The sequence below is a fragment of the Paenibacillus sp. FSL K6-4396 genome, from assembly GCF_038002525.1.
Classification (GTDB): domain Bacteria; phylum Bacillota; class Bacilli; order Paenibacillales; family Paenibacillaceae; genus Paenibacillus; species Paenibacillus amylolyticus_B.
On the sequence record NZ_JBBOCR010000001.1, the window covers coordinates 4,168,645 to 4,190,661 of the forward strand.

Sequence of the window (22,017 nt, forward strand, 5' to 3'; positions counted from 1 at the left end):
CTAATAACTGGACGATGTAATCAATCCAAGTTCGTTTATTTTAACTTCGGGGTTACTTGTCACTTGTTGAATCATGGAAATATAGTGTTTTTGAATCTGTTCAACGGTTGATAGGTCATACACTTTGGCATTGTACATCAATATGACCTTCATGTTCTCATGGGGCTTGATGATCAAAGTAAAATCAAAACTATTGTGTTCTGTCCCCCCAACATTCGTAATCTCCAGTGGTACTTCACCTTTTTTGCCCAAATCCTCCATCTGATCATTCACCGGGAAATTCTGATACACCACAACATGGTTAATCAGAGATTGTTTCTGCTCGGTCAGATTTTGAATATCATACAACGAAAACGTATCATATGCATGTGAATCCACAGCCTGTCCTTGGGTCCTCTTCATTAGGGATGTGAATGATTCATCGCCCTGAGCCTGGATACGAACAGGAATCGCATTAATAAATAATCCAATCATGCTCTCGATCCCAGGAATAACAGGAGGTCTGCCTGACACAACACTTCCGAATACAACATCGTTGCTTTCATTGTATTGCTGCAACAATACACCCCAGGCAGTCTGCACTAATGTATGGAGCGTTACATGCTGCTGTTCCGCAATCTGTTTCATTTGTTCGATTAGTACATCATCCAAATAACAGTTCAGTGTTCTGGAATCCTGTCTTTCATGTTTTGGTTTGATTTTTTCTCCAGGCAGTTTCGTTTGCCCCTCATAACCATCCAAGTAATGACTCCAATAGGTTATTGCTCCTTGATGATTTTGCTGTTCCAACCATTCAATGAATTGACTATAAGGTGTCAATAGCGTCACTTGAGGCTTTCTATTCTCCCGAATCGCAAAGTAATTCTCAAATATTTCTTTGCTTACCAGAGACATACACCAGCCGTCCATCAAAATATGATGAAAACTCCATATGACGCGGTATTCCTCATGCTTTGTTCGTAAAACAGACATACGTATTAGCGAATCTCGTTGTAAGTCAAATCCTCTGGCCTTGTCTTGCTCGATATACTCGTCAACATACGTTTTACGTTGCAGCTCACTTGTGCCAGCTACATCTTCATAGTGAAATTCAAATTTCTTCTCTTGATACACGATTTGAAGAGGGAGGTCCGCGAAATCACTGTAAAAATTAGTTCTTAATATCGCATGCCTTTGCATTAATTGATCCAAGCTTCGCGCAAAAGAAGTCACATCCAAATCTCCACGCATGTCAAACATGATTTGTACAAAGTAAGCGCCGGAAATTGGATTCCGTTCACTTTCGTACAACATTTCCTTCTGTAATGGTGTAAGTGGATACACATTTTCGATTCGACCGATGTGCCCGGTTTGTTCCACGATTTGATCCAATTGATCAATGGTTAATGACTTGCATGAAATATCACTTGGCGTAAGCGCGGTTTGTTCCTTCGTTACACAATGTTCAACGACTCTATTAAGACCTTCTTTATAGAGATAGGCCAATTGCTCCATCGTTTCCCGGCGATATTGTTTTGAACTATAGTTAATGGACAGCGACAACCGACCCTCTGTAACAATGCCATTGATATTCAGCACAAAAGGTCTCTTGTTGTTTTCACTTACGGATGGTCCGCTGGAATAAGGCGAGAATTTAATGCCATCTTGGCCCGAATCCTGATTCACCTGTCCCATATAGTTGAAACTAATTTCGGGATTTTTCTCTAACTTGAATCCTTCATTTCCATGTGACAAATACCTCGAAATCCCGTAACCAATGCCCTTGGTTGGAATCTGGCGCAGTCCTTCCTTGACGGTCTTAATCTTCCTTGATAAGTCAGCCCCGGACTCCATCGTAATCATAACGGGGTACATGCTCGTAAACCATCCTACTGTACGCGTAATGTCCAGCTCTGGCAGGATGTCTTCTCTACCATGCCCTTCCAGATTTACGAGGATTTCTCCCACGCCTGTCCAATCATGAACAGCCATTCCCAATGCCGTCAGCAATAGATCATTAATTTCCGTATGATACGCATGATGTGTTTGCTTTAATAATTGCTCGGTTTCCGCTGCTGTCCAATGAATAGTGATCGTTTCACTATCTTTGCCAATCGTCTCAGTACGAGCCATATCTTTAGGCAACGGGCTTAGCTGGGCATGCTCCACATTTCTCCAATACTGATTCTCTTGCTTCATCACTGCGCTATCTGCAAACGCAGACAATTGTTCTGCCCATTGTTTAAACGAGATCGTTTTTTGAGGAAGCCGGATTTCTTGACCTCTCAAGAACTGATCTTGCCCTGTCTGAATATCTTCATATAAAATACGCCATGATACCCCGTCTACCAATAAATGATGGATGGCAATAAGCAGGTGATCCCCTTCAGTACATTGGAACAACCCAAGTTTGATCAAAGGTCCGTGAGACAGATCCATACCACTCTGAATTTCTTTTGCTTTATTTTCAATGAATGATGCAGGATCAACCTCATTCTTCAGGTCAATGATCTCCAGACTGTATAATCCTTCTTCGTCTGCCCCTCGATTCCACGCTTCATATCCGCCTTCAGGCGCTTGTCGATAAAGGATACGGAGAGCATCATGCTGTTTAACGATCTTATTCATGATGCTGTGAATAAAGCGAACATCAAACCCTTTTTCACGAAAGAACATCATTTCCTGATTGTAATGATGTGCGTCCACCATATTTTGATCAAAAAACCAGCGCTGAACAGGTGTCAGCTTCACTTGTCCCGTAACTTCCCCTTGGTCAGAAATAGTGCTCACAGATGTAACGTGTTCACTCAACTCTGCTACTGTTGGATAGGTGAAGAAATGCTTCATTTCCACTTTATACCCTGCTTGGAGCAGTCGTGAGGAAACTTGAATACATTTAATCGAATCGCCCCCGAGTTCAAAGAAATGATCAGATGTGCTAACCTTTTGAACACCAAGCACAGCTTCCCAGGCAGCGACGATCGCTTGTTCTACAGCGTTTTGTGGCGCCATATACTCGGTACCTTTTTGCATACGTTCTTGTGGAGATGGCAATGCCTTTCGGTCAACCTTCCCATTGGAAGTTAACGGTATATGCTCTAAGTGAACAAAATAAGACGGGATCATATAATCCGGAATTTCATCTGCTAACACCATTCTGATTTTCTTCGCTGTCAGTGAGCTGTCGCCTTTCCAGTACGCACACAACTGCTTCGAACCATCCTCATGCTCACGGGCAATAACGACCGCTTCCTGAATGGAATCTATTTGCAAAAGCGCAGTCTCCACTTCGCCAAGCTCAATTCGGTAACCGCGAATTTTCACTTGATGATCGATTCGTCCCAGATATTCAATATTTCCATCCGGCAGCCATCTTGCGGCATCTCCAGTGCGATACATTTTCCCATCTGTAATCCAGGGATGATCAACAAATTTCTCTGCGGTTAAATCAGGTCGGTTCAGATAACCTCTGGCAAGGCCCTCACCAGCTACAACTAATTCTCCCTGAACACCGATTGGTTGAAGGCGTTGATGTTGATCCAAAATATAGGTCTGCAACGTCGGGATTGGTTTGCCAATATTGCTCTTTCCAGCATGTATTTCAATGTCGGTTATTTCCTTATACGTTACATGAACCGTTGTTTCGGTTATCCCATACATATTAATTAACTGGATAAATGGATATTTCAGCTTCCAGTCCTTCAATAACAAGGGATTGAGGGCTTCTCCTCCAAAAATCACTTTTCTTAATTCCAAATCTGCTTCATGATCTGACAGTTCTTCCTGAAGAAGATGATAGAAATACGTTGGCGTTTGATTCAAAATCGTCACTTGCTTGTCTTTTAACAATTGTAGAAATTGTTCCGGACTTTTGGCCGTCATTTGAGGTACGATAACCAGTTTTCCTCCATAGAGTAATGCCCCGTACATTTCCCATACCGAAAAATCAAAACAAAAAGAATGGAATAATGTCCATGTATCTGATGCGTTAAAATCAAACAAATTCTTACTATTGAACAACAATCGCACCACATTTTTATGTTCAATACATGTCCCTTTTGGTTTACCTGTCGTTCCTGAGGTATAAATTACATATGCCAGGCCTGTTGGTACAGCAGTCATTCCCAAGTTGGAATGATCTTCATGATAGGACTCAGGTAGATCCATGCAAACGACCTCTCCTGCAAAAGAGATGCGTTCTTGCAAATGACTTTGCATTAATAATACATGTACACCCGAATCCTGTAGCATGTAGTTTATACGATCCTCTGGATATTCAGGATCAATCGGCACGTATGCGCCCCCCGCTTTCAAAATCGCAAGGATTCCTACAACCATGTCTAGCGAACGATCAGCGATGATCCCGGTTAACTGATCATTTTGAATGCCTTTAGCCTTCAGCATTCTTGCCAATTGGTTGGCTTTCTCGTTCAGCGCTTGATAGGTCAAATGTTGATCCTCGAATACAACCGCAACGTGTTCAGGAGTTCTTGCCGCTTGATCCTCAAACAGTCCATGAATTGTCTTGTCCATTGGGTATTCAGCCATAGAATCATTAAACTGCTCCAAAATTTGTTTTTTCTCCTGTGTTGTAGTCAAGTCAATGTCATGGATAGGGATAAGCGGATTGTTGACCACTTGCTCCAACATCTGAATCAAGTGACCTTGAATGCGTTCTACGCTTGCCCGATCATAGACGTTAGCATTGTAATAGAACATGAATTTCATGGATTGGCCTGGTTTAATAATCAGGTTAAAATCATAGTTCGTTTGTTCATCTGCTTCTACATTCGTAATCCGAAGGGCTGTCTCTTCCTGATCCCCAAACTGTTCCATAATGCCCTGTACAGGATAATTCTCAAATATCAGGATGTGATCAATCAAATTTTGCTTTTGCGATGTTTCCGCTTGAATCTCGTATAGCGGATACGTGTCATGTGGATGCGAAGCGACAGCATATTCCTGATTCCGCTTCATAATCGCTGCAAATGTCTCGTTACCTTGAGTCTGAATACGTACAGGAATGGTATTGATGAATAAACCAATGATTCGCTCCACTCCAACAATCGCCGCAGGTCTGCCCGACACCACGCTTCCGAATACAACATCCTCACTGCCGTTATAGATCTGTAGTAACATTCCCCAGGCTGTCTGCATGAACGTATTCAGCGTCACCTGATTCTGACTGGCCACTTGTGCGATCTGTCCGGTTAATTCCTGACTAAGTGTACAAATCATATGCTCTGAATGATATTCATTACTCTTCGTAATGGAATGTTCTTTTGGCAAAGTAGTCTGCTCATCATAACCTTGCAAATAGTCACGCCAGTATTTCAGGGACTCTTCATGATCTTGGTTGTCCAGCCATTCAATATAGTGTTTGTATGGAATTGTACTCTTTGCCTCCAGTTTTCGTTGTTCCTGAATAGCAAAGTATCCATCAAACAACTCTTGGATTACAAGAGATAGGCACCAGCCATCCATCAAAATATGATGATAATTCCAAATGAAACGATAGGTTTGGTCATGCGTTTGCAAGATCGAAATACGCATTAACACATCCTGAGACAGGTCGAAACCTTTTATTTTATCTGCTCTTGTATATTCTGCCACGTATGCTTCACGATCTTTTTCATTCATCTCACGCAAATCTTCGTATACTAGCCCATTCCGTTTATGACGGTATACCACTTGCAGGGGGCCATTCTTCCATTTGCTATGAAAATTTGTTCTGAGAATGGAATTACGCTGCATCAACTGATCCAGACTCTTCGTAAAAGCTTCCACGTCTAACGAGCCATGAAGATCGAGCGTCGTTTGAAGGAAATACGCTTCCGATTTTGAATGAAGCAAATGATGAAAGAACATGCCATTTTGCATCGGTGACAAAGCATATATATCTTCGATTTCACCAATATGCTCAGATTCTTGAACAAATCCTTCTAATTCTTCAATCGTAATTCCTTTTAACGTTAGATCACTTGGTGTACATTCCGGCCTCTCTTTTGTCACACAATGTTTCACGATTTCTTGCAGATGATCTCTAAAATATGTTGCCACTCGCTCCATCGTTTCTTTTTGATATTGTGTGCGACTATACCGAAGGGACAACGTCAATTTGCCTTCCACAATTAAAGCATTCATATCGATAAGAACATTTCTTCTGTGATTGTCGCTTGCTGTTATTCCGCCTGGATAGGGAGAGATCTGCATCCCACTATTCTGAAGATCCTGATCAAATTGTCCCAGATAGTTAAAACTAATTTCAGGATTCAAGGTATATGGAGTTTCTTGCTGATGTGCACTTAAATATCTTAAAATACCATAACCAATCCCTTTTTTAGGGATTTGACGAATCATTTCTTTGTTTGTTTTGATGAGAAAAGACATATTAGAACTTGCTTCCATATCAAGTACAACCGGATACTGGCTCGTAAACCATCCAATCGTTCGTGTAATATCGAGATCCGGTAAAATTTGTTCTCTTCCATGTCCCTCCAGATTGACCAGCACTTTATCCATGCCCGTCCATTGGTGAATAGACATGCCTAATGCATGGAGCAGCAAATCGCTAATCTCCGTTTTATAAGCACGATTCGCTTGTTTTAATAATTGTTCCGTTTCTGCCGCTGACCATTCCATCGTGATCTCTTCACTGTCTTTTTCCAGTGCATGATCCGCTTCAAAATCTGTAGGTAACGGCTTATAGGTTACTTTTTCAATTTCGTTCCAATATGCAATTTCTTGCGTTATCGCATCACTGTTCGCATACAACTGGAGCTGTTCTGCCCATAATTGGAATGAAGCCGTTTTTTGCGGTAGTTGAATGGGTTGTCCATCACTTAATTGTTCATAGCCCCTCGATAGGTCTTCGATCAAAATTCGCCATGAAACCCCGTCGATGACTAGATGGTGAATAACGATGAGTAAATGGTCTCCGTCTGCACATTGAAATACGCCCAGCTTCATCAAAGGTCCACGTTCCAAAGTGAACATGCTTTGCATTTCATTTGCCTTCTTCTCGATTTCTTGAGACGGATCTTCCAATGACTGGAAGTCCATCACTTCAAGTGTATATAAGGGGTCCTTTTCCTGCCCTTCATTCCACGCCTCATAACCCTGTTCTGTAAGGCGATATGCCGTACGAAGTGCATCATGATGCTCACTCAGTTTATCGAATACACGGCGAAGTGTGGCTTCGTGAAAACCTTCTTTCCGATACAGCATCACGGACTGATTATAATGATGGGCGTCCACCTTGTATTGCTCAAAAAACCAATGCTGGATTGGAGTCAGCATTACTTTACCAGTGATGATTCCCTGTTCTGACAGGGTACTTATGGGTTGAACATAGGGAATCAAGCTTGCTATGGTTGGATTTTTAAACAGATGATCCATCTGCACCTGGTAACCTGCTTGATATAATCTTGAAGAAACCTGAATGGATTTAATCGAATCTCCTCCAAGCTCGAAGAAATTATCCAAAATCCCAATGTTCTCTACCCCAAGTACCTCTTCCCAGATCGATACAAGTTGTTGTTCCACCATCGTTCGGGGTGCTTCGTACTCCTTTCCCTTTAACATATGTTCTTTGGGAGCAGGCAGCGCTTTGCGATCTATTTTCCCGTTAGACGTGAGCGGCATCTGATCCAGCTGTATAAAATAGGACGGAATCATGTAGTTTGGCAGCTGCTGGGACAGCGCCTCCCGCAGTTCCCCGATCGTGATTGCATCCTCTCCTACCAGGTATGCACATAATTGTTTGGTTCCCGTTTCATCTTCTCTGGCTATGACGATGGCCTCTTTTATCTGGGTACTATTTAGAAGAGCCGTCTCCACTTCACCAAGTTCAATCCGGTGTCCACGAATTTTCTCTTGATGATCTACCCTTCCTATATACTCTATGTTCCCATCGGGCAGCCATCTTGCGAAGTCACCTGTCTTGTACATTTTTGTTCCCGAAACAAATGGATCATCCACGAATTTCTCCGCCGTCAGTTCTGGACGGTTCAAGTAACCTCTGGATAGCCCTGCTCCGGCTACACATAACTCTCCCTGAACTCCAATAGGCTGCAATTCATTCCGTTCTCCTAAAATGTAGACTCTATTGTTCGCAATAGGCTTCCCGATTGAGATATTTTGATCTGCCGACTTGATCGACAGAACTGTGGATACAACACTGTTTTCGGTGGGCCCGTACTCATTACACACTTCGATACGTGGATTGATGCGCTGCAATTTGTGTATTAAGGCAGGAACAATCTTCTCACCCGCAGCCACCACATTTTTCATGGATACCCAATCTTCCGAGCTTACTTGTTCCAAAAGGGTCATCAAGAAACTGGGTGGACTTTGGATGTGCGTGATTTGCTGTTTTTTGACCATCGTATTGATGGCTATAGCATCTTTGCACTGTTGCTGGTTTAACAAATACACGGTCGAGCCAGATATCATCGGACCAAAGAAATGAGTAATAAATGAATCAAAAACGAAAGGATTCAGCATTAATACCCGATCATCTCCGGTAAAATGATAAAAATCCGATTTCCATTGCAGGGAGTTCACAATGCTGGCATGTTCAATCATCACGCCTTTGGGATGACCTGTTGTTCCAGACGTGTAGATCATGTATGCCAAATCACTGGAGATCGCTCCATCTACCAAATTTAAATGATGATCATGGTGATTTATTTCAAAATCCAGAATGACACATGTCCCTGCAAAATGTTCAGGTTTCTGTATATGACTTTGATGCAGCAACCAAGCCACTTTTGAATCCTCAAGGATATAGTGAATACGGTCTGCCGGATATTCCGGATCGATTGGGACATATGCCCCGCCAGCTTTTAAAATACCGAATAAACCTATGATCATCTCAAGTGAGCGCTCTGCCATAATGCCAACGAACTGACCCGCCTGCACCCCCTTAGCTTGAAGCAATCGGGCCAATTGGTTGGATTTTTGATTTAACTCTCTGTACGTTAACTGTCTATTCTCAAATACGACTGCCGGATGGTCCGGTGTTCGTTCCACCTGTTCTTCAAATAATTGATGAATCGTCTTGTTCTGTGGATACTCAACCCTTGTATCGTTAAAGTCATATAACAGCTTGTTTCGATGAAACTCTGATAACATATCAACTTGACATAGCTCCAGATCAGGTTGGTTTAGAACTACGGAAAATAATTGGTCAAGATGTTCAACAATTTGTACCATATAATCCCGATCATAACGATCATCATCATAAACTAATCTTAACTGAATGGAGTCGTTCTCCAGATCAAAGTGGAACATTGTCGTCGCTTTTACGTGATTTTCATCAAGGGCAGGATGAATTTCATTCAACGAAACCAAGGTGTGAATTAGAGGTACATGGTTCGAATCATACTGAACATTTAAACGTTCAACCATTTTTCTGAAAGGGATTCGTTGATGCTGAATGGCTTCCGTTAAACTGATCTTCACTTGATTAAATAAGGATTTGAATGACATTACATGATTGATATTATTTTTTAAGACAAGAACCTTATTCGAGAGCGATAGATCATTGTTCTTTTCTTCCATCGTTGGTATGCCAATAATCATCTTGGTTTCATTCGTGTATTTATATAACAGGCACTGAACTCCGGTTAATAATATCGTGTAAATGGCCATAGGAGCATTTCGCGACATGGACTTGATTTTATGTGAAACATCGGCTGACAAAGACTTATATATATCATTCTGGTGCTGCGTATCGTCTGGGTGTTTGGAGGTTGTCTTGCAATAAGGCAAATGAACAAGATGATCCTCATCTTCAAATCGGCTTGCCCAATACGATTCCTGTTTCTTAAAAATAGACATACGGCACCCCGATCACTTTATATTTTTAGGTTAGCTTAGAAGAAATCTACTTCAATTAGATCAGCCAGCGTATCCTCATCTATTAATTCTTCAACCAATTGAATCTTCTTGATTTCAATATGAGGGTCGTTGACAATCGTTGTTAATATGACCAACAGATTTTGTGACATCGCTTCAATCGTTGTTTTCTCAAATAAAATCGTACTGTATTCAAAGGCCACTTCTAACTTGTGTTGCAATTCGGTAACATACAACGTTAAATCGAATTTGGATACTCTCGTATTTGGAGCATAAGGCTTACAGGTTACCCCATCCATCTGAATCTCTGAAGCATCTGTATTCTGCAATACAAACATGGTGTCAAACAACGGATTCCGCCGAGCATCTTTGGTTACATTCACTTTCTCAATCAATTCTTCAAACGGATAATCCTGATTCTCATATGCGTTCAACATATTTTCTTTGACTTCCAGCAGATACTCCGTAAAAGTTTTATCCGCGGCAGGATAATTTCGAATAGCCAGTGTATTCACAAACATGCCCATGACCGGCTCCAGCTCAGCATGTGTCCTGCCTGCAATCGGCGTACCCACGATGATATCTTCTTGCCCGCTGTATTTAGATAATAGAATGGTATAGGCGGCTAATAGAGTCATATATAACGTTGTTCCTGTCCGTGCTTCCACGTTCCTTAAGCCTGGAAGGATGTCTTCTTGCAAAACAATGTCCAATACATCTCCCGCATAACTTAGGGTTTCAGGTCTTTCATAGTCTGTTGGCAGATCCAATAGCGGGATACTCTCATCAAACACAGTAAGCCAATACTTCTCCTGCTTTTTCATCCGCTCACTATGAAGCTGTATTTGCTGCCATTCAGCATAGTCCTTATATTGAATTCGAAGAGGAGATAGCTCCTCTCCCTTATAGAACTGGCTAAGTTCAGTCATCAGAAGATGCACGGATAGTCCGTCTGCAATGATATGGTGGAGATCTACCAGCAATACATGACGCTCCTGCTGAAGTTCAATAAGTCCCACCCTCATAAGAGGTGCTTGCCCGAGATCAAATGTGCGAACAAACTGTTCAATGCGATCTTCGATCTCTTCTTCCGTTGACTCGATCAATTCAATTCCAAAGTTCACTTTAGGGTATACGATCTGTTTCGGTTCTCCGTGTATGACTTTGAATGCGGTCCGAAGCGATTCATGACGATGAATCAATTGTTGGAATGCTTTTTCCAATCGGATCCGATCAAGCGATCCTTCCAGCATAAACATACCTGACATGTTGTACATGAGTTCCTTGCCAGCTTTGATGCTCATAATGTACATTCTCATTTGGGCCGAAGAAATAGGATAATACTCTTTTTCCTCTACTTGAGGAATGGACACTACTACATCCTGTTCCATTTGTTCAATAGATTGAGCCATCTGTTCAATGGTCTGCCATTCAAAGACGTTTCTAACCGATATACGGATATTCAGCTTTTGATTGATTTTGGCGGCCAGCTTGGTCGCACGTAAAGAGTTGCCTCCTACATCAAAAAAACTGTCTTTTACACTGATTTTTTTCACGGCAAGCACAGCCTGCCAAATAGGCAGCAACTGTTTTTCCACCCCAGTTTGGGGTTCTATATATTCACTTCCCGTTTGTATGTTTTCTTCTGGACTCGGAAGCGATTTGCGATCGATTTTCCCGTTCGATGTCAGAGGCATGTGATCCAAGTGTATAAAGTAGGCTGGAACCATGTAATTCGGCAACACCTTAGAGAGGCTTTGTTTTAGCTCTCCCACCGTCAGCGTGGAATCCGCTGTAAAGTATGCACATAACGATTTGTCCCCGTGATCATCCTCATGTGCAATGACGATAACTTCTTTCACACACTCTAGATCTAACAGCGCCGCTTCGACTTCTCCTACTTCGATCCGGTATCCGCGAATCTTAATTTGGTGATCCATTCTTCCCAAATACTCGATATGGCCACCGGGAAGCCATCTCACCAAATCTCCCGTTTTGTACATTGTCGCTCCCTGGACAAACGGATCACGTACAAATTTTTCTGCTGTCAGCTCAGGTAAATTCAAGTATCCTCTCCCCACCCCATCGCCAGAGATACATAATTCCCCTATGACGCCTACAGGCTGAACTTTGCCATGTTTGTTCAATACATACAGGCGATTATTTCCTAATGTTCGACCAATCGGTAGGTGAGCTCGTTGATTCGCTGTATCCAGGTGTTCTGGAAGTACACGGTATGTCGCAACATCCACACAACATTCTGTTGGACCGTACACATTAATTATGGTTGGAGGCGTTTTATGATTGAGAGCAAATAAGGATGTGATTTCATTTACACTTTGCTGAGAAAGAGCTTCACCGCCAATGAGCATATATTTTAGCGATATGCCTTGAACGTTTTTTGCCTTCGAAAGTAATTTCAGGTGCGCAGGCGTACCGTCTGTCAAATCAATTTGGTGGTGCTGATAATAATTCATTAAATCTTGTCCATCCAGTACTGTGTCCTTGTCTACAATAAACAAGGCATGTCCTGACAGCAGTGCGCCAAAAATCTGCTTCACAGATGCATCGAAATAGTAAGGCGCAAGTAAAGCAACATGCATACTACTATGCTGATCATCTATCACTTGACTGTACAACGCTTTAACCAAGTGATGAACCTGACGATGTTCGATCATCACACCTTTTGGCATGCCTGTTGTGCCTGAAGTATAGATCACATAAGCCAACTGCTCGGAATTCCCCGCTGGTTCCAGATTCGACAGATTAGCTGCATAGGTTTCTTTATCGTCCAAATCAATCATTTTTCCATTAAACGATACCAACTGCTTCAAATGCTTTTGCGTGACTAACAACGTGGCCCCCGAATCATGCAGGATATAGCGGATACGCTCGTCAGGAGAATCCGGATCAATCGGTACATACGCCCCGCCTGCTTTTAGAATGCCAAAGATGCCAACGATCATATCAATCGAACGATCTGTCAGAATACCTACAAATTGATCCTGCTGCACTCCCTCAGCTCTAAGCGTATATGCCAATTGATTCGCCCGTTCGTTCAGTTGACGATACGTCCATTGCTCATCTCCAAAAGCAACGGCTAATTGATCGGGTGTCCGTTCCACCTGTGCTTCAAATAATTCCTGGATGGTCTGATCACGGGAATATTCTATGTTGGGTTCATTAAAGTCATATAAAAGAACGTTCTGCTCATGTTCAGACAGCATTTGAATATCGGACAAGACAATATCCGGTTCGATCACAATGTCTCTGAGGATGTTGAACAGATGTGTTTTCATTCTGTCGATGGTATCCCGTTCAAACAGCTCCGTCTTGTAATTAAAGTGCATTTCCAGACACTCGTTATCATCCTCAACGATGAACATCAGGTCATATAACGATACACCGACATTTAATTCTCTAACTTTAAAGCTGCAATCCTGTTCTTGCCGTTGATTCAACGCGGTATTTAAGAAGATATACATCGTATTGAAAAGTGCTGTCCCGGTTGTATCCCGATGTGTGTTTAAATTCTCTACAAGGTTGTCAAAAAGATAGTCCTGGTTATCCAATGCATCCAGGGATTGTTTTTTTATTTCCTCGAGATAGGATCGAAACGACTTATTCCCCACCGGCTGTGATCGAATCGCTACCGTCTGGATAAAGACACCTATCATATTCTCGACATCCGGATGGTTCCTTCCTGATGTTGGCGTGCCTACAATCATGTCTTCTTGTGCTGTGTATTGATGAAGCAGCACATTATACGCTGCCAATAACACCATAAACATCGTAGTTCCCGTTTGTTTCGCAAGCTTCTCCAGCGACTGCTTCAAGTGTGCGTCCAACACAAATGACAATCTTGAACCTGCCGAAGTTAAATGAGCTGTCCGAACAAAATCAGTAGGCAGATTAAGGTTCGGGAGTTCTCCTTTGAATTGATCCAGCCAATATTTTTCTTGCTGCTTATAAGACTCTCCTGCCAGAAATTCTTTCTGCCAAGCTGCAAAGTCTTTGTATTCAACCTCAATGTCCGACATGTTTCTTCCGTCATACACATCAATCAGTTCATTCGCAAGAATGCCAACGGAATATCCGTCCGATATAATATGATGCATCTCAATGAGGATCTCTACATGATCATCGTCTATACGAATGAATTCGGCACGTATTAACGGCGCTTTGGAGCAATCAAATGGTTTGGCAAACGTCATAACATGTTGTTCGAATGAAGCAGAGCTTTCCTGAGATCGTTGTACTTCAAAATCAATCGTTGGAGCAATACGCTGGTAAAGCTCTCCATCCATCAGATGGAAACTGGTGCGAAAAGCTTCGTGACGGTGCACGATTTGTTCCAATGACGAAATTAGTTTAGCTTCATCGATATTTCCTGTGACCGTGATATGGCCGCACATGTTCTGAAACACACTATTTGGCTCAAATTGATCCAAAAAGTAGATCCGTTGTTGTGCAGATGACGTCTCATAGAATTCCTTGACGTCCAATGCCTTAATCGGAATGAATGTTTCCTTATTCTCGCCTGTAATCAGACTCGCTAGCTCCTTCAGACTTTGATTGTTGAAAAATTGAACGATTGAAATTTTATGATTAAGCTGCTCATGTACCTTTGAAAGCATTACTGTCGCCTTGAGCGAGTTTCCTCCGAGAACAAAAAAGTGATCATGTCTCCCCACTTGATCAAGCGATAATACGTCCTCCCAGATTAAAGCCAGCTTTTTCTCCACGTCATTGACTGGAGGCTCGAATATGGCTGCATGATTAACGTGAGGAAGACGCTCCGTAACAAACCGATTATACATTCCCTGTAATTGGTCCTGTTGCTCGGATGAGAACAACGTCAAAGACGAAATTTCAGCCTCTGGATGACTCACCATATGTTGCAGCAAACCTTTAAATCCTTCAGACCACAGTTTCATCATCTCAGGTCCAATGAGATCGGTATTGTAATCAAAATCCAGGTACAATTCATGGCTAACATCCGTAATATTAAGAAATAAATCGTAAGAAATATGTTTGATCGGATACGACATGAATTCAGTCTTGATATTTTCAAATTGAAGATGATGAATCGTTCTGTCCATATTGAATAAAATCCGGGTATCCGGTGCAGTCATAGGAGCAAGCTGTTCGGATACGAGGGTCAATGGAACATGCTGATGCTTCATGACAAGAGCCAGCGTTTCCTTGAGCTGAAGAACATGGTCTACAATGGACTGCTTCGTTAACAAGGCATGATGAACAGGTACAATGTTGACACAGTTGCCAATCAGCGCATTTTTTTGCATATGAGACTGACCCGCTGTAGGCACCCCGATGACAAGGTGTGATTGCCCTGTTAGTTGATGCAAATATAAATGAAACGCTGCAAACATCGTTACAAACAAACTGCTCTTATTATTGATACTTAACGTTCGCAAAGACTCTGTTAATTGATTATCCAACTTGATGGAATATCGTTCACCAGCAAATCCCTTGGGCACATCATCAGACGGTGCCGATGGAAGTGTAAAATTGGGATAGGATAAGGAGAATTGCTCCCTCCAGAACTGAATTCCTTGGGTAAATGCCCCTTTTTCATGCTCAAGTCGTTGCCACGTTAGGTATTCACGAAATGGAGTCGTTTCAGGCAATCGAACGGGAACCCCTCGGACCAGAGCAGAATAGGTATGTTGCAACTCTTGAATAAATAAAGCAATCGACCAGCCATCAGCAATAATATGATGAAATGTCAGTACCATAAAATGTTGATTTGCTGCCAGCTTAAGCAAAGTGATTCTAAAAAGCGGTTCCCCAGACTGTAAATCGAAGGCTTCATTTGCATCGGCAGATAACCAATTGGAAATTTCATGTTCTTGGTTCTCACCATCGTGTGCTGAGAAATCCAGCCATGTGCACTGAAACTCCATTACAGGCTGAATTTGTTGTGTTTCACGATCGGCATGAATGACTGTTCTCAGAGCTTCATGACGCTGTGTAATCTGATTTACGGCCTTATCCAACGCAGAAGGTTTCAGTTCGCCTGTCATTTTTAAAATAACACTCTGATTTAATGCAGCATTTGCATCTTCCCCATGTAATGAAGTTAATAACAATTGTTTTTGCTCTAAAGAGAGAGAGTATTCCGAAATAGGCGTGCTACCAGGGATAAATTCCCACTCACGGAGTTCATGGATCGTCTCTTTTACGATCTTGATGATGGTATCCATGTCTTCCATTGAATGCGCAGTCGATATAAAACAGTTACGGCCTTCCCAAATATATAAACCTTTATACATTAAATGGTAGAAGAATAATTCCATATCTCCAAATGATATAAATCGAAATAATGATCCATAGTTCACCATTTGCATCGGTACATTCGCTGTTTTGAAAAACGCATTTAATTCTTTAACAAGATAATCTGTTTTTTCATTTAATTCCTTATATAAGGTTTCTGCTTCAGATTGAAGATACTGTAGTACCGTTAACATCACTCTCATCGTAAGAGGGTGTGTACAGAAGGTTCCACCGACAAACGTTTTCTTATCTGCATCGGAAGGGTAAGAATCATCACCAAAGTTCCAGGTTCCACCATCTACCGGATTCATAAATTCAGCCTTACCCGCGACTATGCCAATAGGCAGCCCGCCACCGACCACTTTCCCATACGTAACCAGATCTGCTTGAACACCAAACCAATCCTGTGCTCCACCCAGACCAATTCTAAATCCAGTGATGACCTCATCGAAAATAAGTGCAATCCCAAATTGATTTGTTATTTCTCTAAGTTCCCGTAAGAATTGTGTTGGCTGCATATCAGGTCTTCGACTTTGCACCGGCTCTACAAGCACAGCAGCCAATTCATCACCCAGGTTCTGAATTATATCCAGGGACTGCGGATGGTTATAATTAAGAATAATCAAATCTTCCATAGCGCTATTAACAATACCAGGAGCCATAGGCAGCGCAGACGATAAAGCATCCCCAGGATTCGCTACACCCAACACCCCATCATGTGTACCATGATATGATCCGGAAAATAATACAACTTTGGAACGCCCCGTTGCCGCCCGCGCTAAACGAAGTGCAACCATGACAGCTTCTGTTCCTGAATTATAAAATGCGACACGCTCTACACCTGTCAACTCGGAAATTTTAGCTGCGACATCTCCTGCCAAGTCTGACATAGGGCCCAATGGAGGCAATTGTTCCTGGAGGCTGTCTGCTATTACATTTTGAATAAAAGCTGGATTATGGCCAAATAGATTTACACCAAATCCCATCGTCAGATCCAAATACTCATTCCCATCCAGATCCCATAACTTAGATCCCTCTGCACGTGTTGAAATAATGGGATACACCATTTCCTTCCAATACGAGCGAAATCCAGACACATTGCGATTATTCGCATGAACCAAACGTGTTTGGCCTGTTTTTAATTTTGAACCTTTGGTTCTTGCGGTATACTTGGCTATAAATTGTTCAACATACTGGTTCTGAAGCGGTGATAATCCGCTCTCTTCATGAATCTTCAACGATTGATACGGTATAAAAGGTTTGGCTTCCTTCGATTCCGAATTGGGTTGGATTTCTTTGGTTGGTTTGGTCTCATGATGTTTCATTTCCAAAAGAGGCGATTGAACAGCATTCATTTGCTCGCCTAACAACACATTCAAACTTTTTAATTGGGACTCCATGAGCTGAATGGCAGACATCACAATTTGTTCCGACACATTCCCTGATGATTTTGCCGTGTTTATATTGTTCACAGATGCCAGATTTCGTTGTTCAGTATGCTCCTGAACTGTTTGATTGTTTATATTTTCAGATACATCATGATGCTTTATATTCTCTGACACATATTTAACTAAGGAATTAATATTTGTAAGGGTTTCAAAAAACATTTCCATCGGGATATCCAAACGGAACAGCTCTGAGATCTCCTTCTGAATTTGCACAAGAATAATGGAATCCAATCCCATTTGGAGAAAATGAGCTTGATGATCCAGCTCTTCCAACTTCAAACCAGATGCACGACTGATACTTGTTTTAATCTTTAATTCAATATCGTTTGCATTCATCTCCATTTGAACCTCATTCCTCTCTGACCTATGTCCCGCTGGTATCTGATGTTTGACTTCAATCCAACACCGCTTCTGTTCAAATGGGTATAAAGGTAATGGAATTTTCCGAATGACTTCATGATTATAAAACCTTTCCCAATCAATCACTGCCCCCAGTGTAAATAACTTGCCGAGTTCATTTAAAGATTCTACCTTGCCCTGAGCATACAGATGATCGGTAACAAGCGTCTTGTCTTTTTTGGCATAACCAAAATAAACATTGGGCAGTTTACCCTCTCCGTTTGCAATTCGTTGCAATTTTTCATGTAATTCTTGTGTACTCGTGACTACGATGGCAAGCCGATAATCCAGATTAGCCCTTCCCGTACTGGCTGTATAACAGATTTGTTGAATGGAAACATCCGTGTGATCGGTTAGATATTCTTGATACGTTCTGACCAGTTCATCCAGCGCCCGTTCGGTGGCAGCAGACAGAACAAATAGATGAGGCTCTTGGGACATGCTTTTATCTACTGTTTTGGAAGGAACATATTCTTCGAGAACAACATGTGCATTCGTACCACTGAAACCAAAAGAACTAATCCCGCATCGTAATGGACCCTCTTCTTCACCAAAAGCCATTAATTCCTGATTCACATAAAAAGGGGAGGCTTCAAACTTAAGCAAGGGATTAGGCTTGTCAAAGTGAACCAATGGTGGAATCTTTCTCTGTTGAAACATAAGAATAGATTTAATTAATCCAGCGATTCCCGCCGCTTCAAAGCCATGTCCAATGTTAGCTTTGGCAGATCCGATTGCACAAAATTGTTTCCGATCCGTATATTTCTCAAAAGCTTTACGCAAAGCATTGAACTCAACCGGATCACCTAATTTTGTCCCTGTTCCATGTGCTTCAATAAAGTTAAGCGTATCAGGAGAAATGCCGGCTTCTTTCCATGCCTTTTCGATCACATGGGTCTGTGACTCCGGGTTAGGTGCTGTGATTCCTACCGTCTTGCCATCCTGATTAATCGCACTTCCCTTAATCACACCATAGATATGATCTCCGTCCTTAATCGCTTGCTGCATTGGCTTCAACATGATCGATCCAACACCTTCGCCAAATCCCGTGCCGTTGGCATCTTCGCTAAATGTTCTGGTCAATGCATCTGGAGATTCCATATCCAGTCCGATACTTATTGGTAATAATGCCGTTCGAATGCCTCCTGCGATTGCCATTTCACAATCTCCAGCGAGCAATCCTTTACATGCCATGTGGACAGCAACAAGTGAGGAGGAGCAAGCGGTATCAATCGTTAAGGCCGGGCCCTTTAAATTCAAGAAATATGCAATCCTGCTCGCCAGTACAGATGGTAAATTTCCAATGATATAATTTTTGAGTTCTGCGGGGTAACTCGCCGTCACCAGCCGTTCGTAATCATATCCAACTTTGGAATACCCCACGTACACGCCCACATTTCTTCCATTGATTCCTTCCCCTGCATACCCGGCGTCTTCAATCGTATGCCATGCCGTTTGCAAGAACATCCTTTGATTCGGGTCCATAAATTGAGCGGTTTTTGGGGTTATGCCAAAGAAAGAGTAGTCGAATTGATCAATTTGATCCAAGTAACCACCCTTGATCCATTGAATTTCGCTCATTTCACTTCGCATGGATTGTATATAATCCGCTGCGTCTATTATCCTACTTTCAGGGTAGTCCCGAATGTTATGTGTTCCATTTTCCAAAACACGCCAAAACTCGCTTGCATTTGATGCACCAGGGAGATTCAAAGACATACCGATAATAGCAATATCTTTGGATGACGTATGATCCTCTTGAGTTTGGTTGACTTTCACGGTCTCGCTGTAGCCTCTGGACAGATATGCTGCCAATTCAGTTATCGAGGGATAGGTAAAGAGGTCCGTAACAGCAAGTTCTTCTCCGTATTTTTGTTCTATACGTTCAGCGATTTGGGCCAGCTGTAATGAAGTTGCACCCATATCAAAATAGCTATCCTCAAGGTCAACCTTTTTCCCAACCAGCACTTCAGAAAATAGTGAAGTTAATTCACGTTCTATGACTCGAACCGAAACAGCAACCTTTCCTTTTGCCTTGTCATTGTCATTCTTGATCCAGTCATGGATGAAAGCAGATTCTGTTGAGAATTTGCCTGCTTCATACTGCTTGGCTAACTGATACCGCTGGATTTTCCCACTTGTTGTTTTGGGTAATTTTTTGATGGGCAGTACCTCTTTGACACTCCATCCCCCATGTTTGTATAGGTGTCTTTTGATTTCTTTAATATGAGGCAGGAAGTGTTCGATCTTTTTTTTGTACACGACAAACAAAACAATTTCTTCACTTTGACTATTCGAATCATACACACCACAAGCAGCAACTCTTCCGAGTTCAATATCATCTAATTGGATGGCGACACGTTCAATGTCATGGGGATATACATTTTTACCATTGATAAAGATAATGTCTTTTTCCCGCCCTGTTACAACCAGTTTTCCGTTCATGATGAAACCCAGATCTCCTGTATTCACCCATCCGTCGTGCGTTAATAACTTCTCCGTTGCTAGTGAATTATTATAATAACCTTGGGTGACGTTATCCCCCTTGATTTGAATTTTTCCAATAACCAAATCGGGAACACTGTTCATTTCCTCATCGCAAATTCTAAGATGGCAATAATCAATTGCTTCGCCAACGGCAACAAATGATGCCACATGTTGAGCATGTTTCTCGACTTCGATGACACGCTCCCCTAAGTTCAGATGATCCCGGTGAACGTACACCGCAGTAAATTCTTCTTCTACCTTGGGAAAGGAGACGGCAACAGAGGCCTCTGCTAATCCATATACGGTAAACATGGCTGTTTTCTTTAAGTGATATGCTGACAATACATTTAGGAATTCATCACACACTTCGGGTAATATAGGTTCCGCCCCATTATAGATGACTCTGACAGATGACAGATCCCATCCCTCCGCTTTGTCTTCGCGAAAGAAATTCAGGAAGTATTTATAACCAAAGTTAGGGGAAGACAGTATGGTTGCTTTATGTTCATTTACTTTTTTCATCCATAGAATCGGTTTGCGAATAAATAATTCCGTTGGGAGCAAGTACTGATGAATTCCTGCCACGAGGGGTACGAGATGAAATCCAATCAAACCCATATCATGGGTAAGGGGCATCCAGGAGAGAAAACTATCGTTTGAACTAATTTGTGTGCCATTAATAGCAGCACAAGTATTATAAATCAGGTTTCTATGGGTGAGCATAACGCCTTTCGGATCCCCGGTTGATCCAGAAGAGAATTGAATAAATGCCAAGTCATCAGACTGAGGTTCAACTATATTATTAATAGATTCATAATGATATATGGTGTCTTGGATCAGATCCGTTCTGACTTCTAATTGATGATGGAAATCAAACATGTCATGTTCCAAAACAAATCTCTTCATTTTATCCAGCACCTTCTCAGATGCAATCAGGAAAGGGTTATTTAGCAAATTCCAAATACGGCATACTTTCAAGTTTTGTTCTTCATCTTCACCAATACTTACAGGGATAGGGATCATTCCACCGAGTATACAAGCCCAGAATGCGACTAAAAATCGTTTGTTTTCTTGAATCTGAAAAATAATCTCTTGTTTAGGTTTAATTCCGATGGCTTGTAGATAACCTAAATACCCTTGTGCCTCAGTAAATAATTGATGATAAGATATAAAAGTTTCACGTTTGTCCGCATCGATAAAACGAATACCTCGGTCCGTTATTTTACCTCTGTCGCGGATAATATCCACTAATGTTTGAAACTGATTAGTATACATATCTCTCCTCCAAATGAATCATCTCTAACATGCTTATCTAATTATTTACACATATTTCAAGCAAAATTTTACCATAGAAATATATGTAAAATCAATCAATTTATTGTTACTTTATGGTAAAAAATAGAGATTGATTTTTGGATTATTGACATATTTATTACCAATATCTGAAGCTTCAACAAGTTCAGATGCATTAAAAGACAAAAAGACTACCTTATAAAAAGGCAGTCTGTCGCTGTAATACAGATCTTGCAAAAGAACAGAACGAGTA

The 22,017-nt window shown here is 41.7% G+C and carries 2 protein-coding genes; both read right to left on the reverse strand.

Annotated features, from left to right (window positions below; genetic code table 11):
- Positions 1-9,822, reverse strand: coding sequence for a non-ribosomal peptide synthetase (locus MHB85_RS18045; RefSeq protein ID WP_105599264.1), 9,822 nt, complete (start codon positions 9,820-9,822; stop codon positions 1-3).
- 35 nt (positions 9,823-9,857) lie between these two features.
- Positions 9,858-21,746 (reverse strand): amino acid adenylation domain-containing protein, encoded by an 11,889-nt coding sequence (locus MHB85_RS18050; protein WP_341073344.1) that lies wholly within the window; start codon positions 21,744-21,746, stop codon positions 9,858-9,860.
- Between the last annotated feature and the right edge of the window lie 271 nt (positions 21,747-22,017).

Excerpts from the sequence above, each read along its gene's own strand:
- MHB85_RS18045 (WP_105599264.1), bottom strand. The coding sequence starts at position 9,822 with ATGTCTATTTTTAAGAAACAGGAATCGTATTGGGCAAGCCGATTTGAA.
- MHB85_RS18050 (WP_341073344.1), bottom strand. The coding sequence starts at position 21,746 with ATGTATACTAATCAGTTTCAAACATTAGTGGATATTATCCGCGACAGA.